Consider the following 21,084-nt stretch of genomic DNA (forward strand, 5'->3'; position numbering starts at 1 on the left):
CCTCAGGAGCCATCCGCGCCACATCGGACCAGCGGAATAATCTCCCCCGGCCTGGGGGACCTCAGGGCTGCCTCCCCGGTCCCATGCGACTACCCGGAGGGCACGACGACGTCCTGCGGATCGAGCGGGCTCTTGAGCCACTTCTTCTCGCGCGCCAGGTCCGCCAGCCGCCGCAGCTCCCTCATGTCCGGCGTGGCGGGATACGCGCCTTGCTTGATCTTCACGGCCGTCGGCTTGGTGGTCCTGATGTAGTACGGCAGGATCGCCTCGACCTGCCCGGGGTCGCTCGCGATCAGACGGTGTGCCTTGGCGAGCGCGCGCCGGAACGCGGCCAGCGTGGCCGGATTGCGCCGGACCCAGTCGTCGGTGGCCATCCACCCCGCCGTGTGCAGCCCCGCGAAGTTCCCGGTCATCGGGTCCGCCAACAGCCGCGTGCGCCTCTCCGCGACGCCCTGGGTGACGAACGGCTCGACCAGCAGAGCCGCCGCGAACCGGCCCTTCTCCATCCCGGTGATCAGTTCGGGCAGGGGAGTCTCGACCAGCTTGACGTCGCTCATCCCCAGGCCGGCGCGCTCCAGCGTGGCCTGCAGCGCGAACGCCTCGATGCTCCCCAGGTAGGGGACGCCGATCTTCTTGCCCTTGAGGTCGGCCACCGACCTGATCGCGGACCTGGCCCTGACCACGAGGCCGGTGGTCCCCGGTTGTGCCTGGTAGAGGCTTCCGACGATCTTGAGCGGTATGCCCCGCTCGGCCGCCACGAACGTCATGTAGTAGTCGGTCTGCCCGAGGTCCAGGTCACCCCTGCTCACCAGGGGCATGGCATGGGCGACGCTGACGAGCACTTGCGGCTCCACCGTCAGCCCCTCCTGCTCGAAGTATCCCTTGGCGTTCGCCAGGTACAGCGGCGCCGACGCCGCGCTCGGCACCACCCCGACTCTGATCGTGGTCTGCTCGGGCGGGCTCACCGGAACGGCGGTCTCTTGTGGCGGGCCGAGCAGCGCCCGGACGCCGACGGTGGCGGCGAGCACCGTGACGACGACCACGGCCGCCGCAGTGAGCGATATGAGGTTGCGCCGCCTGCGCTGGTGGATCTCGATCGCCCGGGCGCCCAGGTCCCGGTCCGGCATGTCGTCCGCGATGCGCCCGAGGGCGTCTCCCAGCCAGGTCATCGGCGCGCCTCCTTCATGTGAGCGGGATCCTCCAGCGCAGGGAGGTTGGGCGCCAGTTCCGGCGCCAGCGTGCGCAGCCGGGCCAGGGCGTGATGCGTCTGGCTCTTCACGGTGCCGACCGAGCACCCCATCAGGTCGGCGACGTCGCGTTCGGTGCGGTCCTCGTAGAAGCGCAGCACGATCACCGCGCGCTGCTTGGGAGTGAGCCGCATGAGCGCCTGGCGCAGCACGATCCGCAGGACGGTGGAGTCCTCCGGCGAATAGGCCCGCTCGGGCGGCTCCGCGCTCGGCACCTCGCCGGTGACACGCCGCCGCCGCCATGAGATGTACTGGTTCACCAGGGCCTTGCGGGCGTACGCCTCCGGCCTGTCGATGTGGCGTAATCTCGGCCATCGCCCGATCATCCGGACCAGCACACTCTGCAGGAGATCCTCGGCGAGGTGTACCTCACCGGTCAGCAGATATGCCAGGCGCATCAACGGGCGTTGGTGAGCATCGACGAACGCCCGGAAGCTGGCATTGCGATCCAACGTCTCTCCTCAAATCGGTCAATCTCCAGACGCCGCCGGCGCGCCGAAAGGTTGGCACCGTCCTTCAGAAAAAGGAGGGGAGAGTCGTTCCCACCCTGGAAGGGGGCCCCGCTGGAATACGGCGGACATCGGCCGCCACGCCGGCGTCGTGCGCCCGGCGACGTGACCCGCGGCCGGGTCGCCGTCATGACGAGGCCGGTGCTGCCGAGCCGGACGTCAGAGCCGCCTGCACGATGCGGATCGCCTCGCCCGCGTCGATGCCGACGCTGGCGATCACGGCTACCAGCAGAGCCCCGGGAGCTACCAGCAGAAAGGAAGGGCTTGGCTACAACGCGCAACCGGGGGGTTGGCGAGAGGTACCAGGCACGGCCCAAAAGGCCAGGGCGTCACTTCAACTTCTTGCAGTTGCTCGGCTCCTGGGGCGCCGAGTCGGTCCACCGCGCGCTCTCGAGCGCCTCGTAACCCATGATCCTGCCCGTGTCGACGGCGAGGTCCAGGTCGGCGAGCGGCGCCCCGGTCGCCAGGTCGATGACGGTGCGACCCTGGATCTCGACCTCCTCCTTCCCGAACGACACCGTCCCGCGCGCGTCGTCGAACGACACGGAGATCCCCGGCCTGCCCAGCGGGTCCACCGTCTCACCGTGCACCTTGGTGCCCGGTAGCGTCGCGAGCATCCGCAGCAGCGCGGCTCTGGTCCCAGGCTCGATCGGCATCCACAGCAGCGAGGCCGTGGACGGGAGGAAATCCTCGAAGCTCTGCGTGAAACCGTTGTCGTACCAGGTCCGGTGGTACGGCCTCAGCGCCTCGCGCAACCGGTCGGGGTCGTCGGGCAGCTTCCGCAGATCTTCGACGGTGAACTTCCCGACTCCGTATTCGGGCACACGACCATCCCGCGTCCACCGGTAGGAGCAGTCCGTCGGCACGGCGCTGACCTTGACGGACGCGCAGGAGCCCGCTCCGGAGGGGCAGATGTTCCGCACCCGCTCGGGCGCGCCCGCCGCGCGCCACGCCTGCTCGTCCTGCGGCGAGGCGGGCCTCACCGAGCGCGTCCTCCTCTCCATCATGCCGGGGGTGGCCGGATCCCGCGGCTGCCAGAGCTCGGTCGACTCCTCCGCCCGCAGCGTGTACGGCGGCTCGCCGGTGCGCAGGAGCCCTCCGCCGATCTGCGTCCTGCGCCAGTAGGCCCCGTCCGCCGGCGGCTGCCTCGACGCGTTCTCCGCCGCCTGCAGCAGGAGGTCGATGCCCGTGGGGCGTGCCAAGACCGGAGCGGCGACCGGGGCCATGGTCGACACCAGCACGATCACGGTCGTGATGACCGTCGCCGTGGCCAGGGCCGCGCCGACCGTCCAGCCCCAGCTCCACCGGCTGCCGCGCCGATCACGTGCCGGCTTCCGCGCCGGGGTGGAAGCCCGCTCCGCCGCCAGGACGCTCGCCCTGGCCCTGGCGGTGGCCTCCGCCGACGGCGGCGGCGCGTCAGGCAGCGACTGCGAGAGCAGCGTGATCTCATCCATCGTGATCCTCCAGGTCGCCGAGTGTCTTCCGCAGTTGCTTGCGCGCCCTGTTCAGCCGGGACGCGACGGTTCCGTAGGGGATGCCGAGGGCTTCGGCCACCTCCGCGTGGGTGAGGCCCGCCAGGGCGATCAGTAAGACCACGTCGCGGTCGCCGCGCTTGAGCCCGGCCAGCGCCCCCGCCAGCCTGCCGGTCAGCGCCCCTGCCGCGACGCGCGCGAGCGTCGTGTCCTCGTGGCTCTCCGCTCTCGGCTCGGCGGTACGGCCGAGCGCCTTCCATCGCCTGACCTCGGCACGGCGGTGCTTCGCCACCAGGTTGGTGGCGATGCCGTACAGCCACGGCCTGATCTCGCCTCTGGACGGGTCGTAGCCGCCGCGGACGGCCACCAGGAACACCTCTGCCGCCAGGTCGTCGGCGACGTCGGAGGAGAGCCTGCGGGCGATGTACCGGTGCACCTCGGGCCAGTGTTCGTCGAAGGTCCGTTCCATCCAGGTGGTCGCGTCCTGCGCGGTCGAAGGGGGAACTGTCATGGCACCACGCCTCGTTCGGGATGTGAGTCACCCGTTTTTTCCCGAAAGCCCGGAATGCTTTCACGAGGATCGGGGTTGAGTCGGGTAGGCTCAACTCGTTTGACAAACCATCCGGCCGTTCATAGGTTGAGCCTCATCAGCTCAACTTTGACTACAAGGACGTACTCATGGCACGTGCGGTAGGTATCGACCTGGGGACGACCAACTCCGTCGTCTCGATCCTCGAGGGCGGTGAGCCCACTGTCATCGCGAACGCGCAGGGCTCCAGGACCACGCCGTCCGTGGTCGCCTTCGCGAAGAACGGCGAGGTCCTGGTGGGCGAAGTGGCCAAGCGCCAGGCCGTCACCAACGTGGACCGGACGATTCGCTCGGTCAAGCGCGAGATGGGCACCAACTGGTCCCAGGAGATCGACGGCAAGAAGTTCTCCCCGCAGCAGATCAGCGCCTTCGTCCTGCAGAAGCTCAAGCAGGACGCCGAGGCCTACCTGGGCGAGAAGATCACCGACGCGGTGATCACCGTCCCGGCCTACTTCAACGACTCCCAGCGCCAGGCCACCAAGGAGGCCGGCACGATCGCGGGCCTCAACGTGCTCCGCATCATCAACGAGCCGACCGCGGCGGCGCTGGCCTACGGTCTCGACAAGGACCAGGACCAGACGATCCTCGTCTTCGACCTCGGCGGCGGCACCTTCGACGTGTCCCTGCTCGACGTCGGCCAGGAGGACGGCCACGGCTTCGTCGAGGTGAAGGCGACCTCGGGCGACAACCACCTCGGTGGCGACGACTGGGACCAGCGCGTCGTCGACGAGCTCGTCAAGCGCTTCCAGAACGCCCACGGCGTCGACCTGGCCAAGGACAAGATGGCCCTCCAGCGCCTGCGTGAGGCCGCGGAGAAGGCCAAGATCGAGCTGTCCAGCCAGTCCGAGACCAACATCAACCTGCCCTACATCACGGCCTCCTCCGAGGGCCCGCTGCACCTGGACGAGAAGCTCACCCGTTCGGAGTTCCAGCGCCTGACGGCCGACCTGCTCGAGCGGACCAAGGGCCCGTTCCACCAGGTCATCAAGGACGCCGGCATCAAGGTCTCCGACATCGCGCACGTCGTGCTCGTCGGCGGCTCGACCCGTATGCCCGCCGTCTCCGAGCTGGTCAAGGAGCTCACCGGCGGCAAGGAGCCCAACAAGGGCGTCAACCCCGACGAGGTCGTCGCCATCGGCGCCGCCCTGCAGGCGGGCGTGCTCAAGGGTGAGGTCAAGGACGTCCTGCTGCTCGACGTGACCCCGCTGTCGCTGGGCATCGAGACCAAGGGCGGCATCTTCACCAAGATCATCGAGCGCAACACCACGATCCCGACCAAGCGCTCCGAGGTCTTCACCACGGCCGAGGACAACCAGCCGTCGGTGCAGATCCAGGTCTACCAGGGCGAGCGCGAGATCGCTTCTTACAACAAGAAGCTGGCCACGTTCGAGCTGACGGGCATCGCCCCGGCTCCGCGCGGCATCCCGCAGATCGAGGTCACCTTCGACATCGACGCGAACGGCATCGTCAACGTCTCCGCCAAGGACCTCGGCACCGGCAAGGAGCAGACGATGACGATCACCGGCGGCTCCGCGCTGCCGAAGGACGACATCGAGCGCATGATGCGCGAGGCCGAGTCGTACGCCGAGGAGGACAAGAAGCGCCGTGAGGAGGCGGAGGTCCGCAACAACGCGGACGGTCTCGCCTACCAGACGGAGAAGTTCCTCCGCGAGAACGACGACAAGGTTCCCGGCGAGATCAAGACTGAGGTGAACGACGCGCTCGCGGAGCTGAAGAAGGCTCTGGAGGGCACCGACACCGACACGATCCGCAACTCGGCCGAGAAGCTCGCCACCGTCAGCCAGAAGATGGGCTCGGCGATCTACGCCCAGAACCAGCAGGCGGGCGCCGCCCCCGAGGGTGACGACACCACCGCGCAGGCCAAGGCGGACGGCGACGACGACGTCGTCGAAGCCGAGATCGTGGACGAAGACCAGCCCAAGAAGGACCAGTGACGATGTCTGACCCGCGCGATAACGGGCCCGAGACGGAGCCAGTGATCCGCGACAACCGCAAGATCGACCCGGAGACGGGTCAGGCGAGGTCCGCCGCGGACGAGCAGCAGCCCAAGGCCGCTGCCCCCGTGGCGGAGGGTGGTGACGCTCAGCTGCTGGCCGAGCGCACCGCCGACCTCCAGCGCCTGCAGGCGGAGTACACCAACTACCGCAGGCGGGTCGAGCGGGACAGGATCGCGGTACGCGAGCAGGCCGTCGCAGGCGCCCTCTCCGAGCTGCTACCGGTCCTCGACGACATCGGCAGGGCCCGCGACCACGGCGAGCTGAACGGCGGTTTCGCCAAGGTCGCCGAGTCGCTGGAGGCCGCGGTCACCAAGCTGGGGCTGACCTCGTTCGGGCAGAAGGGCGACCCCTTCGACCCGACGGTGCACGAGGCGCTGATGCACAGCTACTCCTCGGAGGTGACCGAGCCGACCGCCATCGAGGTGCTGCAGCCCGGCTACCGCATCGGCGATCGGGTGCTGCGTCCCGCACGGGTCGCGGTGGCCGAGCCCGAGGACGCCCCTGCCGCGTCTGACGAAGACTAAGAACATCCCCCGAAAGGACGCATAGATGAGCACCAAGGACTACTTGGAAAAGGACTACTACGCCGTCCTTGGTGTGCCCAAGACCGCCACCGCCGACGAGATCAAGAAGGCCTACCGGAAGCTGGCCAGGCAGTACCACCCCGACGCCAATCAGGGTGACGCCGCCAAGGAGGCCAGGTTCAAGGAGATCTCCGAGGCCAACGACGTGCTCTCCGACTCCAAGCGGCGCAAGGAGTACGACGAGGCGCGCACGCTGTTCGGCTCGGGCGTGGGCGCCCCGAGGCCGGGTGGCGGCAGCGGCGGGTTTCCTTTCGACTTCGGCGACCTGTTCGGCGGCACGGGCCAGCAGGGCGGGAGCACCAGCGACCGCATCGGCGACCTCTTCGGGGGGCTGTTCAACAGAGGCGGCGGCACGGGCGCCCGCACCACGGGCGCGACGACCAGGCCGAGGCGCGGCCAGGACATCGAGTCCGAGGTCACGCTGTCCTTCACCGAGGCCGTCGAGGGCCACACCGTCTCGCTCAGGCTGACCACGTCGTCGGCGTGCAATGCCTGTAGCGGCACGGGCGCCAAGGCGGGCACGACCCCGAGGGTCTGCCCCACCTGTGAGGGCACCGGAGCGGCCAGCCGCAACCTGGGCAACTTCGCCTTCTCCGAGCCGTGCCGCGACTGCAAGGGCCGCGGTCTCCTCGTCGACGACCCCTGCCCCGTGTGCGACGGAAGCGGCAGGGCCAAGAGCACCCGCACGATCCAGGCGCGCATCCCCGCGGGGGTGGCCGACGGCCAGCGGGTCAAGCTCAAGGGCAAGGGAGCGCCTGGCGAGAACGGCGGCCCCGCGGGAGACCTCTACATCCAGACCCATGTGAAGCCGCACGCGGTGTTCGGGCGGTCGGGCGACAACCTGACCATCACCGTGCCCGTCACCTTCACCGAGGCGGCGCTCGGCGCGGAGATCAAGGTTCCTGTCCTCAAGGGCCTTCCCGTCACTCTGCGCATCCCCGCGGGCACGCCCAACGGCCGCACCTTCAGGGTTCGCGGCAGGGGGGCCGCGCGCAAGGACGGCACCAAGGGCGACCTGCTCGCCACGGTGGAGGTGCTCGTCCCCAAGCAGCTCGACGACAAGTCACGCGAGTTGCTCACGGAGTTCCGCACCGCCACCGCGAGTGAGGACCCGAGGGCCGACCTCATCCAACGGGCCAGAAGCGAGTAGGCCGATGGACGCCAACTACTTCAACCTTTCCGATGAAACACCCGTCTACGTCATCTCCGTGGCCGCCCAGCTGTCCGGTCTGCACCCGCAGACCCTCAGGCAGTACGACCGTCTCGGACTGGTGTGCCCAGGCCGTACGGCGGGGCGCGGCCGCCTCTACTCGATGCGAGACATCATCCAGCTGCGCGAGGTGCAGCGCCTCTCCCAGGAGGAGGGCATCAACCTCGCCGGCATCAAGCGGATCCTTGAGCTGGAGAACGAGGCGCTGAGGCTGCGTGAGGAGGTTCACCGCCTCAGGGCCGAGATGTCCATGGTCAAAGCTCTGATCCGATACGAGCTGCCACCGGGGGCCTGAACATATGGACTACAAGCTCACCCAGAAGAGCCAGGAAGCGCTGTCAGTCGCGATGCGACGGGCCGCCGCTGAGGGAAATCCCGAGATCGCGACCGCGCACCTGCTCTCCGCCCTCCTCTCCCAGACAGGCGGCACCGCCGTACCCCTGCTCGAAGCGGTGGGAGCCGACTGGAAGGCGCTGCGGGCGAAGGTCGAGACCACGCTGGCCGGGCTGCCCAAGGCGCAGGGCGCCACGGTGAGCGCGCCGTCCAGCTCGCGCCAACTCCTCACCGTGATCAACACCGCCGCGCAGCGGGCCAAGCGGCTCGAGGACGAGTACGTCTCGACCGAGCACCTGCTGGTCGGCCTCGCGACCGACGGCGGTGAGATGGCGAGCCTGCTGAAGGACGCGGGGGCCACGCCACAGGCGCTGCTCGACGCCTTCGAGCAGGTGCGCGGGCACGCCCGGGTCACCAGCGAGACACCCGAGGACACCTACCAGGCGCTGGAGAAGTACGGCGTCGACCTGACCGAGCACGCCCGCAGCGGCAAGCTCGACCCCGTCATCGGGCGCGACTCCGAGATCAGGCGCGTGGTGCAGGTGCTGTCGCGCCGCACCAAGAACAACCCGGTGCTGATCGGCGAGCCTGGCGTGGGCAAGACCGCCGTCGTCGAGGGCCTGGCCCAGCGCATCGTGGCCGGCGACGTGCCCGAGTCGCTGCGCAACAAGAAGCTGATCTCGCTCGACCTCAGCGCGATGGTGGCGGGTGCCAAGTACCGCGGCGAGTTCGAGGAGCGGCTCAAGGCCGTGCTCTCCGAGATCAAGGAGAGCAACGGGCAGATCGTCACCTTCATCGACGAGCTGCACACCATGGTCGGCGCGGGCGCCGCCGAGGGCGCGATGGACGCGGGCAACATGCTCAAGCCCATGCTGGCCCGCGGCGAGCTGCGCATGATCGGCGCGACCACGCTCGACGAGTACCGCGAGCGCATCGAGAAGGACCCCGCGCTGGAGCGGCGCTTCCAGCAGGTCTACGTGGGCGAGCCCTCGGTCGAGGACACGATCGCGATCCTGCGCGGGCTGAAGGGCCGCTACGAGGCCCACCACCAGGTGCAGATCGCCGACAGCGCGCTGGTCGCCGCCGCGGCCCTCTCCGACCGCTACATCACCAACCGCTTCCTGCCCGACAAGGCCATCGACCTGGTCGACGAGGCGGCGTCGCGGCTGCGCATGGAGATCGACTCGCGCCCCGTCGAGATCGACCAGCTCCAGCGCAACGTCGACAGGATGAAGATGGAGGAGTTGGCGCTGGCCAAGGAGACCGACGAGGCCTCCGTCCAGCGTCTCGGGCGGCTGCGCGCCGAGCTGGCCGACCGCCAGGAGGAGCTCAACGCCCTCGTGGCCAGGTGGCAGAAGGAGAAGGCGGGCCTCAACAGGGTCGGCGACCTGAAGAAGCAGCTCGACGAGGTGCGCGGGTCGGCCGAGCGCTTCCAGCGCGACGGCAACTACGCCGAGGCCTCCAGGCTGCTCTACGACGAGGTGCCGCGGCTGGAGAAGGAGCTCGAGACCGCCGCCCAGGAGACCCCCGAGCAGCAGATGGTCAAGGAGGAGGTCGGCTCCGACGACATCGCCGAGGTCATCTCCTCGTGGACGGGCATCCCCGCAGGACGTCTGCTCGAGGCCGAGACCGCCAAGCTGCTGCGCATGGAGGAGGAGCTGGGCACGCGCCTCATCGGTCAGCGCGAGGCCGTCCAGGCGGTCTCCGACGCCGTACGGCGCAGCCGCGCCGGCATCTCCGACCCCGACAGGCCGACGGGCAGCTTCCTGTTCCTCGGGCCGACCGGCGTCGGCAAGACCGAGCTGGCCAAGGCGCTGGCGGAGTTCCTGTTCGACGACGAGCGGGCGATGACCCGCATCGACATGTCCGAGTACTCCGAGAAGCACAGCGTCGCCCGCCTGGTCGGCGCGCCTCCCGGATACATCGGCTACGAGGAGGGCGGCCAGCTCACCGAGGCCGTGCGGCGCCGTCCCTACACCGTCGTGCTGCTCGACGAGGTCGAGAAGGCCCACCCCGAGGTCTTCGACATCCTGCTCCAGGTGCTCGACGACGGCAGGCTGACCGACGGCCAGGGCCGTACGGTCGACTTCCGCAACACGATCCTGATCCTCACCTCCAACATCGGCTCGCAGTATCTCGTCGACCCGAAGCTGGAGAACGGCGCCAAGCGCGACGCGGTGCTGGCGGCGGTGCGCTCGTCGTTCAAGCCCGAGTTCCTCAACAGGCTCGACGACGTCATCCTCTTCGACGCCCTGGGCACCGAGGAGCTGACCAGGATCGTCGATCTGCAGGTGGACCGTCTGGCCCAGCGCCTGGCCGACCGGCGGCTGACGCTCGACGTCACCCCTGCCGCGCGCGACTGGCTGGCGATCACCGGCTACGACCCGATGTACGGCGCCCGCCCGCTGCGCCGTCTGGTGCAGTCGGCCATCGGCGACCAGCTCGCCAAGGCGGTCCTGTCGGGCGAGGTGGTCGACGGCGACACCGTCCTGGTCGACCTCGGCGACGACCAGCTGACGGTCGGCCGCGCCTGACTCCCGCGAAGCCCCGGGCTCCCGTCCGGGGCTTCAGCGTCTCCCGTTGGCGAGCGCCAGCACCTCTTCGGCGGTGGGGGCGGAGTCGGGGTGGTGGGTGAGGCACATCGGCACCCTGATCTGGTGCAAGCCCGTCCCCTCGGCCGCCATGTAGAACTGGCCGGCCCTCAGCCGCCCGATGTCCGACACGCGGCCGCCCTTGGCCCTGGCCATGTCCGTGGCCGCGGCGATCTGGATCGGGGCGTTCAGCAGGCCGAAGAACTGCGTGGCCGCATTGCCCGGGATGTGGTTGTGCAGGCCCTTCGGCGCCTGGGTGGCGAAGACCAGGCCCAGGCCGTACTTCCTGGCCTGGGAGGCGAGCATCAGCGTGCTCGCAGTGGCGGCGGTGTTCCTGCCGTTGGGGGCGAACGTCTGCGCCTCGTCCATGACCAGGAGCCCGCCGAGCGGCCTGTCTCCTGCGGGGTGGCGCCTGATCCAGGAGAACAGGCCGAGCTGGAGCTGGTTGACGAAGCTCTGCCGCTGCTCCTCGGAGGGCAGCCCGGCCAGGTTGATCACCGACACTCTGGCCCTTCGCCCAGGCTCGGGCGTGAGCAGCAAGCCGGGGTCCACAGGCGTGCCGTTCCCGCCGAACAGCGGATCCATGATCACGGCGGCTCGCAGGTTCTGCGCGACGTCGGCGGCCAGTTTGGCGGCGTTGGCCAGGTCGCTGACGCCGTCGGGCAGGTCCGACAGCAGCGCGATCAACCCGCCCAGCCCCGTGCCGCCGCGCCTGGCGTGGTGCCTGGTCGCCTCCCGCAGCACCGCCTGCGACTGCAGCGCCTTGGCGGTCGCGCCGTCGATCTTGGCCTTCGGCGCGAGCGCGGCCACGGCGGCGTCCAGGGCCTGGCCGAACTCGTCGGGATCGTCCACGAGAGCGCCGAGGTCGGGCAGCGGCTGGAAGGCGAGAGGGCGGCCCGCCTGCTTGCCCGGCGTCCAGACCACGACGTCGGTGCCGGCCAGGTACTCCTCGGCCCGCTCCCTGTCGCCCTCCTGCCACGTGGACGGCGCCTCGGGCCACGGCGTGCCCAGCCTGGACAGGTCGTTGTTCGGGTCGAGGACGATCGAGGAGACGCCCTGCAGCGCGCACTCCTCGACCAGCCTGCGGATCAGCACCGTCTTGCCCGACCCCGATCCCGCGAAGATCGCCGTGTGCTTCCTCAGCGCCGCCACCGGGATCCGCACCTGCTCGCCTTCGTGCGCCGTCCTGCCCAGCACCAGGTACGGCCCGAGCTCACCGTCCACGGGCCGGGCCTGCGCCTCCTCCGCGCTCTGCTCGGGGGCGGAGGTCGCGGCCGGGGGGAGGGCGATGGGCCCCGTGGCGTCGGGATCGTCGGCGGCGCCGGCCCCACCGGTCTCCTCGATGCTCCGGGCGGGCTCAGCGAGCCTGGCGCTCTCCAGGATCTCGTCGGCCTCCGGGCCGGCTTCCTGCCCCCCCGCCGGCGGCCGGCTCAGCGCCTCGACCAGCAGCTTCACGTCCTCGGCCGGCCGCCGTGACGCCAGCCACTCCTGCAGGTGGGCGGGCTCCTCTTCGAGCAGTTCCCGCAGTGCGGCCAGGACCTTCAGGTCCGACTCCTCCACGCGCAGCACTCTGCCGCCCGCCGCCTCGAACGCGGCCAGCGCCTCAGTGGTCCTGGGCCCGTTCGACCATGCCTGGTTCCGCAGCACGTACAGCCGCCGCTTCGGCACCTCGGCCCGCAGTCCCGCCGAGACGCACGCCGCCCTGAGCCTGTGGAGCGCCGCGACGGCGTTGGCGCTGGCGATGCCCCTGAAGCACCAGTGCACCTCGTCCTCGGTCGCCTCGTCCAGCGTCAGCCGGAGGCGGGCGTGCAGGGGCGGCTTGCTGCTCGGCGGAGGGTCCTGGGCGTAGCGGTGCGCCGCGTCCCCTCTGCCCGCCATCCACGCCGAGAGCCCCGCCGACAGCAGGCCGGGCATGACGGCGTCCTCGGTCTCCGGCTCGGTGGCGGGTCCCACGTCCGCGCCGTCCCTCAGGAACGCGAAGCGGGCGTCGAGAGCGGCCAGCCCCGTGGGCCCCGACCCCGGCGGCGGGGCCTCTCCCTCACCCCCGCCGCCGCCCGGTTCGTCCAGCCGGTCGAGCTCCCTGATCTCGCCGTCCGCGAGGCAGGTGCGCACGTGATTGTCGATCTTGATGAGGATCTGCCGTGGTGTCAGGCCCACCGCGCTGTCGAAGGCGTCCTCCCTCACCGGCCACGTCGGGTACGGCGGCTCGAAGTCCACCCGCCCGAACCCCGCCGCGAAGCGTCGCTCCACGATGGCCCGCGCGGTCTGCGGGTCCTTCAGCACCCTGAGCGTGGCAGGTTCCCTGAACCTGTCACGGACGGTGGCGGTCGCCTGCTCGCGGATCATCATCCAGGTGTGCGGCAGGCACGACAGGACGGTCACCGTCCGTCTGGTGACGTCGCGCAGGGCCATCAGCCCTCCTGCGACCTGCTCGATCACCGCGCCCTGCCCGTCGTCGAGCCTGGACGTCGACTGCGCCACCAGCGCGTCGACCTGGTCGACGGCGATCACCGAGGGTCCGGTCAGCGCGAGCAGCCTCGACAGGTCGCGCACCACCTCCTGGGGCGACCTGTACCCCTTGGTCAGCCCCCACTCCCTGCCCTGTCCCTCGTCGGGGATGGACGACAGGTAGGCCTGCCCGACGTCCTGGGCCGCCAGGTCGTCGGAGGCCAGCAGCACGAGCGCCCTCGCCGTGTCGTGCGCGTCCCTGAGGACCACGCCGCCCTTGCGGCGCAGCGCGCCCACGAACAGGTCCAGCGCCTCGCCGTCCAGCGGACGCCTGCCGTCGACGGCCCTGCGTACCATCCTCGGCACGTCCGCCAGCGCCGCCAGCCTGTTGAGCAGCAGCCGCAGCTGCGACTGGCCCTCCTCGGCCGGACGCCACAGGCTGTCGAGCATCGCGATCACGATGCTGTCCCAGAAGTTCCTGGCGTCCAGGAGGCCGACCAGGAAGAAGTAGCCGCCCTCACGCTGGGCGTGCTCGCGGGCCCAGCCCAGCAGGTGGGTCTTGCCCGTGCCCCGCTGCCCCTGGATCACCACGCCGATCGGGCTGGCGTCCACGCTCTCCTTGGCCTCCGCCAGCCCTCTGCGGATGTCCAGCGCTGCCGTCGAGTGCAGACTCTCCACGTGGTACGGCGAGGGCCGCCACACGTCGTCGGGGGCGTGGACGGCGTTGAGCCTGAGCGCGCCGAGCGCTTCCCACTCCTTCATCGCACGCCGATCGCGAGGTAGTGCTTGTGCTGGTCGCTGATGACCAGCGCGGCCTCACGATCCTCCGCCCTCAGCGCCTTCTGGTTGTCCTCGGGCACCATGACGACGTCGGGCTGCCTGTTGAGGCTGCGCAGCGCGTCGTCCATCACGTCCCTCGGCAGCTCGCTCAGGCGCCTGCGCAGGTCGGTCAGGCTCACCCAGCCGCCCGGCTCGCGAGCCAGCTCGGTGTAGGCCCCGCGCACCCTGCCCTCGACCCCCTCGACGCCTCCGGCGGCTCGGGCGCCTCGGATGGCTCCCGTGGCTCGGGCGCCTCCGAGGGCTTCGGCGACGCCGGTGGCTTCTTGGACGGCTCGGGAGCCTCCGGGAGCTTCGGCGGTCTCCGGGCGTTCGGCGGCCTCGACGGGCGGCTCAGGCTCGAACAGGTCGCCCAGGCGGTGATCGGTGCGCTCCATGAAACGCGCGACCCCCGAGGCCAGAGACCTCAGCGCGCCACCCGTCGCCCCCGGCGAGGCGGCCACCCCCTCGCGGAACTCGTCGGCCAGCCGCGCCCATCCCCTGTCGGTCAGCACGTGGATCATGGTTCTGCCATGCGGACGGGTCTCCACCAGCTTCAGCTCGTTCAGGTTCGCCCTGTGCTTGGGGGTCAGCTTGATCCCGTGCTGCTTGGCGAGGTCGGAGTTGAGCACCTCGTCACCCTCGACCATGAGCACGATCATGGCCGCCGTCTCTACGGCTGACAGTTTCATCGCTTGCCTCTCTTGACGAAGTCCTCGATCTCGCGGGCCACGGACCAGGGGTCCGACAGGACGGCGTGGCTGGTGAAGCGCAGCACCACGAATCCGTCCCGCTGCAGCCGCACGTCGCGCTGCCGGTCGGCCGCGAACTTCTCCGGTCGCAGGTGGCTGTCGTCGTCGATCTCCACGATCACGCGGGCCTCGCGCCAGAGCAGATCCGGCCTGATGGGGTTGGTGAGGGGGTGGGCGTGATAGCCCTGGTTCCACTCCCTGTCCACCGCCCACGCGCACGCCGCCAGCACGCTCTCCAGGCGCTGCTCCGCCCTGCTCGCGTGGTGCGGCCTCCCCCGGCCCACCCGCGCCTCCGGAAGCGCGGGAGACGCCCCCGGCAGCGCGACGCGCGTCCCTGGGGACACGACCGGCGGCTCTGGACAGGCGGGCGATGGCCTGAGAAGGGCGACAGGCAGCCCTGGACGGGCGGCCCGCGGCTCTGGACGGGCGGCCGGCGGCTCTGGACGGGCGGCCGGCGGGTTCGGTGGCGCGGGGGGCGGCTCCTGGAGGCGGCACAGGACGTGGAGGCCGCTCCACCGTTCCAGCCACCGGCACCCGGCCGCGAGCACCTCCGCCTCGCTCGCGCTCATCCCCCGTGGCGGGGTCACCGCGATGGTCGATCCCGTGCCGAGCACCCTGCCCAGCCCCGCCGCGCGCACCTCGGCGGGCAGGCGGGCCGTACAGGGGCGGCCGCGGAGCGCCGCCTCGGCGAGGTCGGCGAGGAACGGACCGAAGTGCCTGTCACCCGCCGCCAGCCGTACGGCCAGCATCCGCACGGCGCGCACGCCTGCGCCGCCTGGCCCCGAGATCTGCTCGGCTCCCGGTAACCACTGGGGGAAGCGGCGCACGGCGAGATCCTCCATGTCGCGCAGCACGGCCGCCACCAGATCGCTCATCCGGCGTGGAGCGGTCGCGGCATGCGTGAGGACGACCGGCGACACTGCGGAATCCCCCCGATTGCGGACCATCCACTCTTTGCTGAAGCTATACGTAATCGGCCTCGCCGCACGTGAGTGTTACGAGATGTTCTGGACGCGCGTCGCGATCCCTAAGGACTTCGCCACCGTTGCCCCAAGCCACGCCGACCGCCGCGCCCCCGTGACTAGCTTCGTCATTCGTCGGATCACCGAACACGATCAAGGGGGAACGTGCATGTACAACGCATCACGGGGCATTCGGAGCGTCCTTGCGGTGGCCGTGCTGGCGACGGGGGCGAGCTGGCTTGCAGCGACGCCCGCGTCGGCCGAGATCTGTGACGAGAAGGTCGTTCTGCTCGACCGCACGACCGTGGCGGCGGTCTGCGAGGAGACGGCCGGGCTGCGCGCGAGGGCCGCCAGGACGGCCATGACCGCGCCCAGGGGCTCGGGCCTGTCGATGTCGGCCGAGCGCCTGGCCAAGGCGGCGGGACTGCCCGGACTGTCGCGCACCACCGCGGTGCTGAGCCTCGCCGACACGGGCGGCGTCGCCGCCGGAGCGGGACTGCCCTCCCTCCCCTCGGGCGTACCGGGGAAGAAGGGGATCGTGGAGGCTTCCAAGCTGTCGCTGACGCCCGACCTGCCGGGACTGCCGACGCTGCCGAGCACGGAGGCCGTGGACGACGGGTCCAGGCTGGGCGAGTTGGGCGGGCGGGCCGAGGTGGCCCAGGTCGCCGAGGTGGCCGAAGTGAACGAGGTCTCAGAGGTGTCAGGGGCCGTCGCGCCCGAGATGGCCATGCCCGACGCGGCAGGGGTGACGGGCATGACGGCCCCCATCAACCTGACCCCGCCGATCAACGAGGTGACGGCGAAGGTCGGGGAGTTGGTGGAGAGGCGCGGCGCGCAGGTGCTGCCCCTGTCGGTGACGAACGGCGAAGGGGCCGACGGGCTGGCGGAGGAACTCGACCTGGGCTGAGTGGCCCAGCACATCCGCGGGACGCGGCGCGCCTCCGTCCCGCGGCTCCACATAGCTGAAGGGCCGCGCCCCCTGGGGGCCGGCCCTTCACGTGTCAGGAGATCAGCGAGTCGAGCTCGTCCTCCGGCAGGCCGAGGTCGAGCCTGATGCGGTAACGCGTGCGCAGCAGGGCGACGTGCTCGGGATCGTCCTCGGCGCAGGTGAGCACCGCCTGGGTGGCCCACTCGAGCCCGCCCTGCAGGTCGCCGTATGCCACGAGGGTCTCGGCGATGTTGTGCGCCGTCGCCGGGGTGGCGGTGCCCTCGACTCTGAGTGTCTCGATGATCTCTCTGGCCTCGCCTGGCCTGTCGAGCTCGAAGAGCGTGTCGGCGATGCCCGCTCTGGGGTCGATGCCGGACTCGCCTCCGTCGTCGACCGCGCGCTGGAAGCACTCCAACGCCCGGGCCGGTTGGCCGGCCTGCCTCCACTCGTCGGCGGCCAGCGCGAGGATGGCCGCGCGGGAGACGTCGCCCGACGAATAGGCGACGGCGAGCTCGTCGAGCTGCCTGGCCAGCGATCCGTGGTCGTCCGCCAGTAGGGCCTGCTCAAGCAAGCGATCAAGGTGCTCACGGGTCACATGCGCCACACCGCGAGACTATCGAGCCGCACCGGCTTTTGCCTGGACAATGCGCATCACCGGCCGGGCACGGCTTCGGCAACGATTCGTGCAAACCCCATTACTCTCCGCGTATCCGCACAGGACCTTGGGCATATACGGCACACGTCATCAGGGGCGGAAGGGGCTCGGCATGTCCAAGCAATTGACCTTCACGATCGCCTGTGCCGCGGTGTTGTCCGCCGTGATCCCGGGCGCCGCCGGATATTTCTCCGCGAGACTCGATGCCGTGGAGGCGGCCGAACAGCGGGTCTCGGCGCTCCATCAACGGCTGGCGACCAAGGTGGCCAAGATCTCGCTGCCCCGCCCGTGCGGGCCCGGCGGGGAGACCAGGACGAAGCCCGAGCGAGAACCTGTGCCGGCGGCCTTCGTGCCCGCGCCCGAGACACCCACGTCGCCCAGGCACCGCTGGCCCAGGCAGGACCAGCCGGTGGTGCCCGCGCCGGAGTGGAATCCGAAGCCGATCACGCCTGCTGACGCTGCCGTCGAGGATTGAGCCTGCGCGACAGGAACGACCTGATCAGCTGCTTGGCCGCCGCCACGATCTCGGGCTCACCCTTGGGGTCGCGGCGGAAGGCCAGCTTGAGCACGGCGTCGCCCGCCTCGACGGCGACCAGCACGGCCACGTCGAGCTCCTCGCTGTCGGCCAGGCCGTACTCCTCGAGCAGCAGACCGCGCAGCCGGCCGGCGATCACCATGTTGTTCTCGGAGTCGGAGTCGAGCAGGTTGAGGTCGACGACGTCGCCGAAGTGGAGGCTCTTGAAGCCCGGCACGCTCCTGTGCATGTCGACGTACTCGTCGATGATCGCGTCGACCGCCTCCCACCACCCTCGGTAGTCCTCGTCGAGGAAGCGGGCGCCCACCCTGGAGACGAACAGCTCCACGTTGCGCCTGGTCACCTCCTGGGTGATGGCGCGTTTGTCGGGGAAGAACTGGTAGACCGACCCGATGGCCACCCCTGCCCGCTCAGCGATGCGCGTGGTGGACAGCGCCTCGTAACCGACGTCGTCGAGCAGGTGGGCACACGCGTCGAGCATGCGCTCGACCCTGCGGGCGCTACGGCGCTGCGTGGGCTGACGGCGGAGCGGGGTGGGCTCGGTGCCGTCTTCGTCAACCGGCAAGGAGGACACGGTCTTCATCTTGCCTCCAATCGGCCGCCCCGTCCCTGGAAAAGGCTGATTGTAGAAAGACGTGCAATGCGGCTCACCCGCCGGTCGTCCAGTCGGCGAACTCGGCGATCAGTTCGGCGACCGTCCCCGGCTGCGAGCGCTGCGCCCAGTGGTCGGCGACGATCCTCCTGTGCCTGAACTTCGGCGCCCACTGGCCGAGGGAGGCGAGCAGCCAGGGGGAGACGTAGCGGTCGCGCGTGCTCTCGATCAGCTGGACGGGCACGTTCACGTGCGGGTCACCAGGACGGCGCAGCCTGCCGGCCATGTTGGCCCGGTAGAGCTTGAGCCCGTTGCGGGCGTCGGCGGCGGTGGCGCCCAGCGCGCGGGCCAGGGGCGCCATGACCAGTTCGGGGAGCACCGGCAGCTGGAAGGCGCCGATGTACCACGAGCGCAGCAGCTGCCCCGCCGCCCTGAGGGGACCCGCCTGACGGAAGAAGGCGGCGGCCTGGTCGAGCCCAGGACCGCCGAGCGAGGTGAAGGAGGCGAGTTTGTCGCTCCTGCCGGCGAAGTACCACCCCTGGATGGAGCCCCAGTCGTGGGCGGCGAGGTGGACCTTGGGCTTGCCGACGGCGTCGAGCACGGCGTCCATGTCGGCCGCCAGCCTGTCGAGCCGGTAGTCGCCGACCGCGCGCGGCGCCGAGGACCCGCCCGACCCCCTCACGTCGTAGCGGACGATGTGGAAGCGGTCCTGGAGCAGGTCGGCGACCTGGTCCCACACGCGGTGGTCGTCGGGGTATCCGTGCAGCAGCACGATCGTCGGGCTGGCGGGGTCGCCCTGCTCGTAGACCGCCAGCCGTACCTCGCCCGAGGCTATTAGACGCACAGTCCAAAGATTAGCTGTCCTCGGGGCTGGCGGCCAGGCCCGTGCAGGAACGCAGGCTCTTCCAGTTGGTGACGGCCTGGGTCCTGGCCGCGCCGGTGAGCGGGACCGGGACGCCGCCCTGGATCGTGGCGGGGGTCCACTTGTTCTTCAGCACCTTGCGGCCGTCGATGGTCAGCGTGAGCACGCCTGTCCTGCCCGTCTCGGGTCCCCAGTTGTAGAAGACGAAGTTGCCCATGCCGTAGTTGACGTAGGCGTTGCCCAGGTAGCCGCTGCCGAGCAGGATGTGCGCGTGGCCGCCGACGATGACGTCCGCGCCCGCCTTGACCAGTTTGGGGGCGAGGGAGCGCTGGGCGGGGTTGGGGCACTTCTGCATCTCCGTGCCCCAGTGCAGGTGCACGATCACCGTGTCGGAGGACTTGCGGGCCTGCCGTACCGCCCTGATGAGCCTGTCCTCGTTCTTGGCGGAGGCCAGCCCGCCCTTGGAACCGGCGGCGCTCCACGACTGGATGAACTCCGCGTCGAGCACCTGGGTGGCCCCGATGATCGACACGCGGTTGCCGTTGAGCGTGACGCGGTAGGGCTTGTACGCCTCGGTCTCGTTCCTGCCGATGCCCACGACGGGGAACTTCGAGCGCTTGATCGCGGCCATGGAGTCGGCCAGACCGCTCTCCATGTAGTCCATGCCGTGGTTGTTGGCCATGGAGACCACGTCAACGCCCGCCGCCTTGAGCGCGGTGAAGGCGGTGGCGGGGGCGCGGAAGGTGTACTGCTTGCCGGGCGCCGGCGTGCCGCCGGTCGTGATCGCGGTCTCCAGGTTGATCATCGCGAGGTCCGACGCCTTCAGCACCTTGGCGATCGGGCCGAGCGCGGTGCGCGGGTTGGCGAGCCTGCTCCGCAGCACGCCCTCGAAGTGCACGTCACCGCCGAAGGAGATGGTGTACGGCCGGCGCTCCGGCTCCTCGGGAAGGCTCGGGGCGATCGTCGGCTTCTCGGCCACGTCTGCCGCCTGATCCGATTTCGCCGCCGAACAAGCGGTCAGCGCTATCGCGACCCCCACGGCGGTGACGGCGTGGCTCGGTCTCATCTGCCCTCCTGATTTTCAGGCACCGAGCATGCCATGGGCACGCTCACTGTGCGCGGTGAGCCACACCACGGCCGAGCGTGTCGCCTCGTCGACGGGGGTGTAGACAGTCATGCGGGTCTCCGGCGCCGAGGCGCAGTTGAACATCGCGCTCGTGAAGCGCAGCTCCCCCACCACCTCGTTGTTGAAGGTCTTGGCGCGCGAGCGGGGATCGGCCACGTCGTGGGTGGCCCACAGCGCGGCGAACTCGGGGCTGGCCGCCGACAGCCGCTTCACGAAGTCGCGCCAGCACGGGTCGTCGGCGTGACGGGTGTAGGCGCCGCGGAAGACGGCGACGCTGCCGTGGAGCTCCTGCTCCCTGTTGACCAGCGCGGTGCGCCACTCGCGGTGGACGAAGCACTGCCAGAGCGAGTTGCGCTCCTCGACAGGCGCGCTGACCAGCTCGGGGAAGAGGGCGGCGTAGGCGGGGTTCCACGCCAGGACGTCGTGGCGGCTGTTGCTGTAGGCGGCGGGCAGCGGGCTGAGCTGATCGATGATCACCTGCATCGACGGGGTGACGAGATCACCATCGGGTGTGGGCGCCGCTTCTGCGTGCCCGGCCAGCAGGTGGAGCTGGTGACGCTCGGCGGCGTCGAGCATGAGGGTGCGGGCGATGGAGTCGAGCACCTGGAGGCTGACGTTGATCGGCCGTCCCTGCTCCAGCCAGGTGTACCAGGTCACCCCGACCCCGGCGAGCTGGGCGACCTCCTCCCTGCGCAGCCCTGGCGTACGCCTGCGGGTGCCGGGCGGCAGCCCCACCATCTCGGGCGTGACCCGCTCACGCCTGGTGCGCAGGAATGCCGCCAGGTCGTCACGCCTTTTACTCATCCAGGTGCCGCCAATACCGGGATAAAGGGACTCTTTTTACTAGTATCTACT

19 protein-coding genes are annotated in these 21,084 nt (G+C 70.2%); 7 read left to right on the plus strand and 12 right to left on the minus strand.

All coding sequences use genetic code 11. From position 1 onward, the window contains the following. Positions 1 to 89: 89 nt before the first annotated feature. The 4 genes from ABFX55_RS34510 to ABFX55_RS34525 all read right to left on the minus strand — a co-directional run bounded on the left by ABFX55_RS34510 (position 90) and on the right by ABFX55_RS34525 (position 3,739). Positions 90 to 1,169: an ABC transporter substrate-binding protein gene (locus tag ABFX55_RS34510; RefSeq protein WP_346126906.1), complete on the minus strand. Its 1,080-nt coding sequence runs from the start codon at positions 1,167 to 1,169 to the stop codon at positions 90 to 92. Next, positions 1,166 to 1,699, minus strand: coding sequence for a SigE family RNA polymerase sigma factor (locus tag ABFX55_RS34515; RefSeq protein ID WP_346126907.1), 534 nt, complete (start codon positions 1,697 to 1,699; stop codon positions 1,166 to 1,168). The genes ABFX55_RS34510 and ABFX55_RS34515 overlap by 4 nt, the downstream gene beginning before the upstream one ends. Positions 1,700 to 2,085: 386 nt before the next feature. Continuing rightward, a complete protein-coding gene (locus tag ABFX55_RS34520) occupies positions 2,086 to 3,210 on the minus strand; it encodes a CU044_5270 family protein (protein ID WP_346126909.1) in 1,125 nt (374 codons plus the stop codon). Further along, on the minus strand, positions 3,203 to 3,739 hold the full coding sequence (locus ABFX55_RS34525) for an RNA polymerase sigma factor (RefSeq protein WP_346126910.1): 537 nt from the start codon (positions 3,737 to 3,739) through the stop codon (positions 3,203 to 3,205). The genes ABFX55_RS34520 and ABFX55_RS34525 overlap by 8 nt, the downstream gene beginning before the upstream one ends. A 167-nt stretch (positions 3,740 to 3,906) precedes the next feature. Between ABFX55_RS34525 and dnaK the strand changes: the two genes are divergently transcribed. From dnaK to clpB, 5 genes are read left to right on the plus strand one after another with little or no spacing between them, the layout of a single operon-like run. Continuing rightward, positions 3,907 to 5,772, plus strand: a complete 1,866-nt coding sequence (dnaK, locus tag ABFX55_RS34530; protein WP_346126911.1) for a molecular chaperone DnaK — start codon at positions 3,907 to 3,909, stop codon at positions 5,770 to 5,772. A 2-nt stretch (positions 5,773 to 5,774) separates the two neighbouring features. Next, complete coding sequence (grpE, locus tag ABFX55_RS34535) at positions 5,775 to 6,359, plus strand: nucleotide exchange factor GrpE (protein WP_183652174.1); 585 nt, start codon at positions 5,775 to 5,777, stop codon at positions 6,357 to 6,359. Between the two features lie 25 nt (positions 6,360 to 6,384). Beyond that, positions 6,385 to 7,569 carry a molecular chaperone DnaJ gene (gene dnaJ, locus ABFX55_RS34540; protein ID WP_346126913.1) on the plus strand — a complete coding sequence of 395 codons (1,185 nt, stop codon included), beginning with the start codon at positions 6,385 to 6,387 and terminating at the stop codon, positions 7,567 to 7,569. 4 nt (positions 7,570 to 7,573) lie between these two features. Next, positions 7,574 to 7,924: a heat shock protein transcriptional repressor HspR gene (locus tag ABFX55_RS34545; RefSeq protein ID WP_183652180.1), complete on the plus strand. Its 351-nt coding sequence runs from the start codon at positions 7,574 to 7,576 to the stop codon at positions 7,922 to 7,924. A gap of 4 nt (positions 7,925 to 7,928) precedes the next feature. Continuing rightward, the gene (gene clpB, locus ABFX55_RS34550) at positions 7,929 to 10,496 is read left to right on the plus strand and encodes an ATP-dependent chaperone ClpB (protein ID WP_346126915.1); all 2,568 of its coding nucleotides are present in this window, start codon (positions 7,929 to 7,931) and stop codon (positions 10,494 to 10,496) included. Positions 10,497 to 10,529: 33 nt separating this feature from the next. Here the strand turns inward: clpB and ABFX55_RS34555 are convergent, their stop codons facing one another. The 3 genes from ABFX55_RS34555 to ABFX55_RS34565 are packed head-to-tail and all read right to left on the minus strand — an operon-like array spanning position 10,530 to position 15,489. Continuing rightward, the gene (locus tag ABFX55_RS34555; RefSeq protein WP_346126917.1) at positions 10,530 to 13,763 is read right to left on the minus strand and encodes a helicase HerA domain-containing protein; all 3,234 of its coding nucleotides are present in this window, start codon (positions 13,761 to 13,763) and stop codon (positions 10,530 to 10,532) included. Then, positions 13,760 to 14,509, minus strand: coding sequence for a hypothetical protein (locus ABFX55_RS34560; RefSeq protein WP_346126919.1), 750 nt, complete (start codon positions 14,507 to 14,509; stop codon positions 13,760 to 13,762). The genes ABFX55_RS34555 and ABFX55_RS34560 overlap by 4 nt, the downstream gene beginning before the upstream one ends. Further along, positions 14,506 to 15,489, minus strand: a complete 984-nt coding sequence (locus ABFX55_RS34565; protein WP_346126921.1) for an endonuclease domain-containing protein — start codon at positions 15,487 to 15,489, stop codon at positions 14,506 to 14,508. Before ABFX55_RS34565 ends, ABFX55_RS34560 begins: the two co-directional genes overlap by 4 nt. Positions 15,490 to 15,739: 250 nt before the next feature. Between ABFX55_RS34565 and ABFX55_RS34570 the strand changes: the two genes are divergently transcribed. Then, positions 15,740 to 16,438: a hypothetical protein gene (locus ABFX55_RS34570; protein ID WP_346126922.1), complete on the plus strand. Its 699-nt coding sequence runs from the start codon at positions 15,740 to 15,742 to the stop codon at positions 16,436 to 16,438. Positions 16,439 to 16,532: 94 nt separating this feature from the next. Here ABFX55_RS34570 and ABFX55_RS34575 read toward each other — a convergent pair whose 3' ends face one another. After that, positions 16,533 to 17,030, minus strand: coding sequence for a tetratricopeptide repeat protein (locus ABFX55_RS34575; RefSeq protein ID WP_346126924.1), 498 nt, complete (start codon positions 17,028 to 17,030; stop codon positions 16,533 to 16,535). A gap of 196 nt (positions 17,031 to 17,226) precedes the next feature. Here ABFX55_RS34575 and ABFX55_RS34580 point away from each other — a divergent pair, with 196 nt between their 5' ends. Next, the gene (locus tag ABFX55_RS34580; RefSeq protein ID WP_346126926.1) at positions 17,227 to 17,589 is read left to right on the plus strand and encodes a hypothetical protein; all 363 of its coding nucleotides are present in this window, start codon (positions 17,227 to 17,229) and stop codon (positions 17,587 to 17,589) included. On the opposite strand, the gene ABFX55_RS34585 is transcribed toward ABFX55_RS34580, so the two are convergent. The 4 genes from ABFX55_RS34585 to ABFX55_RS34600 all read right to left on the minus strand — a co-directional run bounded on the left by ABFX55_RS34585 (position 17,558) and on the right by ABFX55_RS34600 (position 21,033). Further along, positions 17,558 to 18,223, minus strand: coding sequence for a TetR/AcrR family transcriptional regulator (locus tag ABFX55_RS34585; RefSeq protein WP_376773294.1), 666 nt, complete (start codon positions 18,221 to 18,223; stop codon positions 17,558 to 17,560). The genes ABFX55_RS34580 and ABFX55_RS34585 overlap by 32 nt on opposite strands. A gap of 73 nt (positions 18,224 to 18,296) precedes the next feature. Then, positions 18,297 to 19,085, minus strand: a complete 789-nt coding sequence (locus ABFX55_RS34590) for an alpha/beta fold hydrolase (RefSeq protein ID WP_346126927.1) — start codon at positions 19,083 to 19,085, stop codon at positions 18,297 to 18,299. Between the two features lie 10 nt (positions 19,086 to 19,095). Next, positions 19,096 to 20,169 carry a CapA family protein gene (locus ABFX55_RS34595; RefSeq protein ID WP_346126929.1) on the minus strand — a complete coding sequence of 358 codons (1,074 nt, stop codon included), beginning with the start codon at positions 20,167 to 20,169 and terminating at the stop codon, positions 19,096 to 19,098. A gap of 15 nt (positions 20,170 to 20,184) precedes the next feature. Next, positions 20,185 to 21,033 (minus strand): helix-turn-helix transcriptional regulator, encoded by an 849-nt coding sequence (locus tag ABFX55_RS34600; protein WP_346126930.1) that lies wholly within the window; start codon positions 21,031 to 21,033, stop codon positions 20,185 to 20,187. Positions 21,034 to 21,084 lie beyond the last annotated feature (51 nt).

This window comes from Nonomuraea roseola (assembly GCF_039535395.1).
Lineage (GTDB): Bacteria > Actinomycetota > Actinomycetes > Streptosporangiales > Streptosporangiaceae > Nonomuraea > Nonomuraea roseola.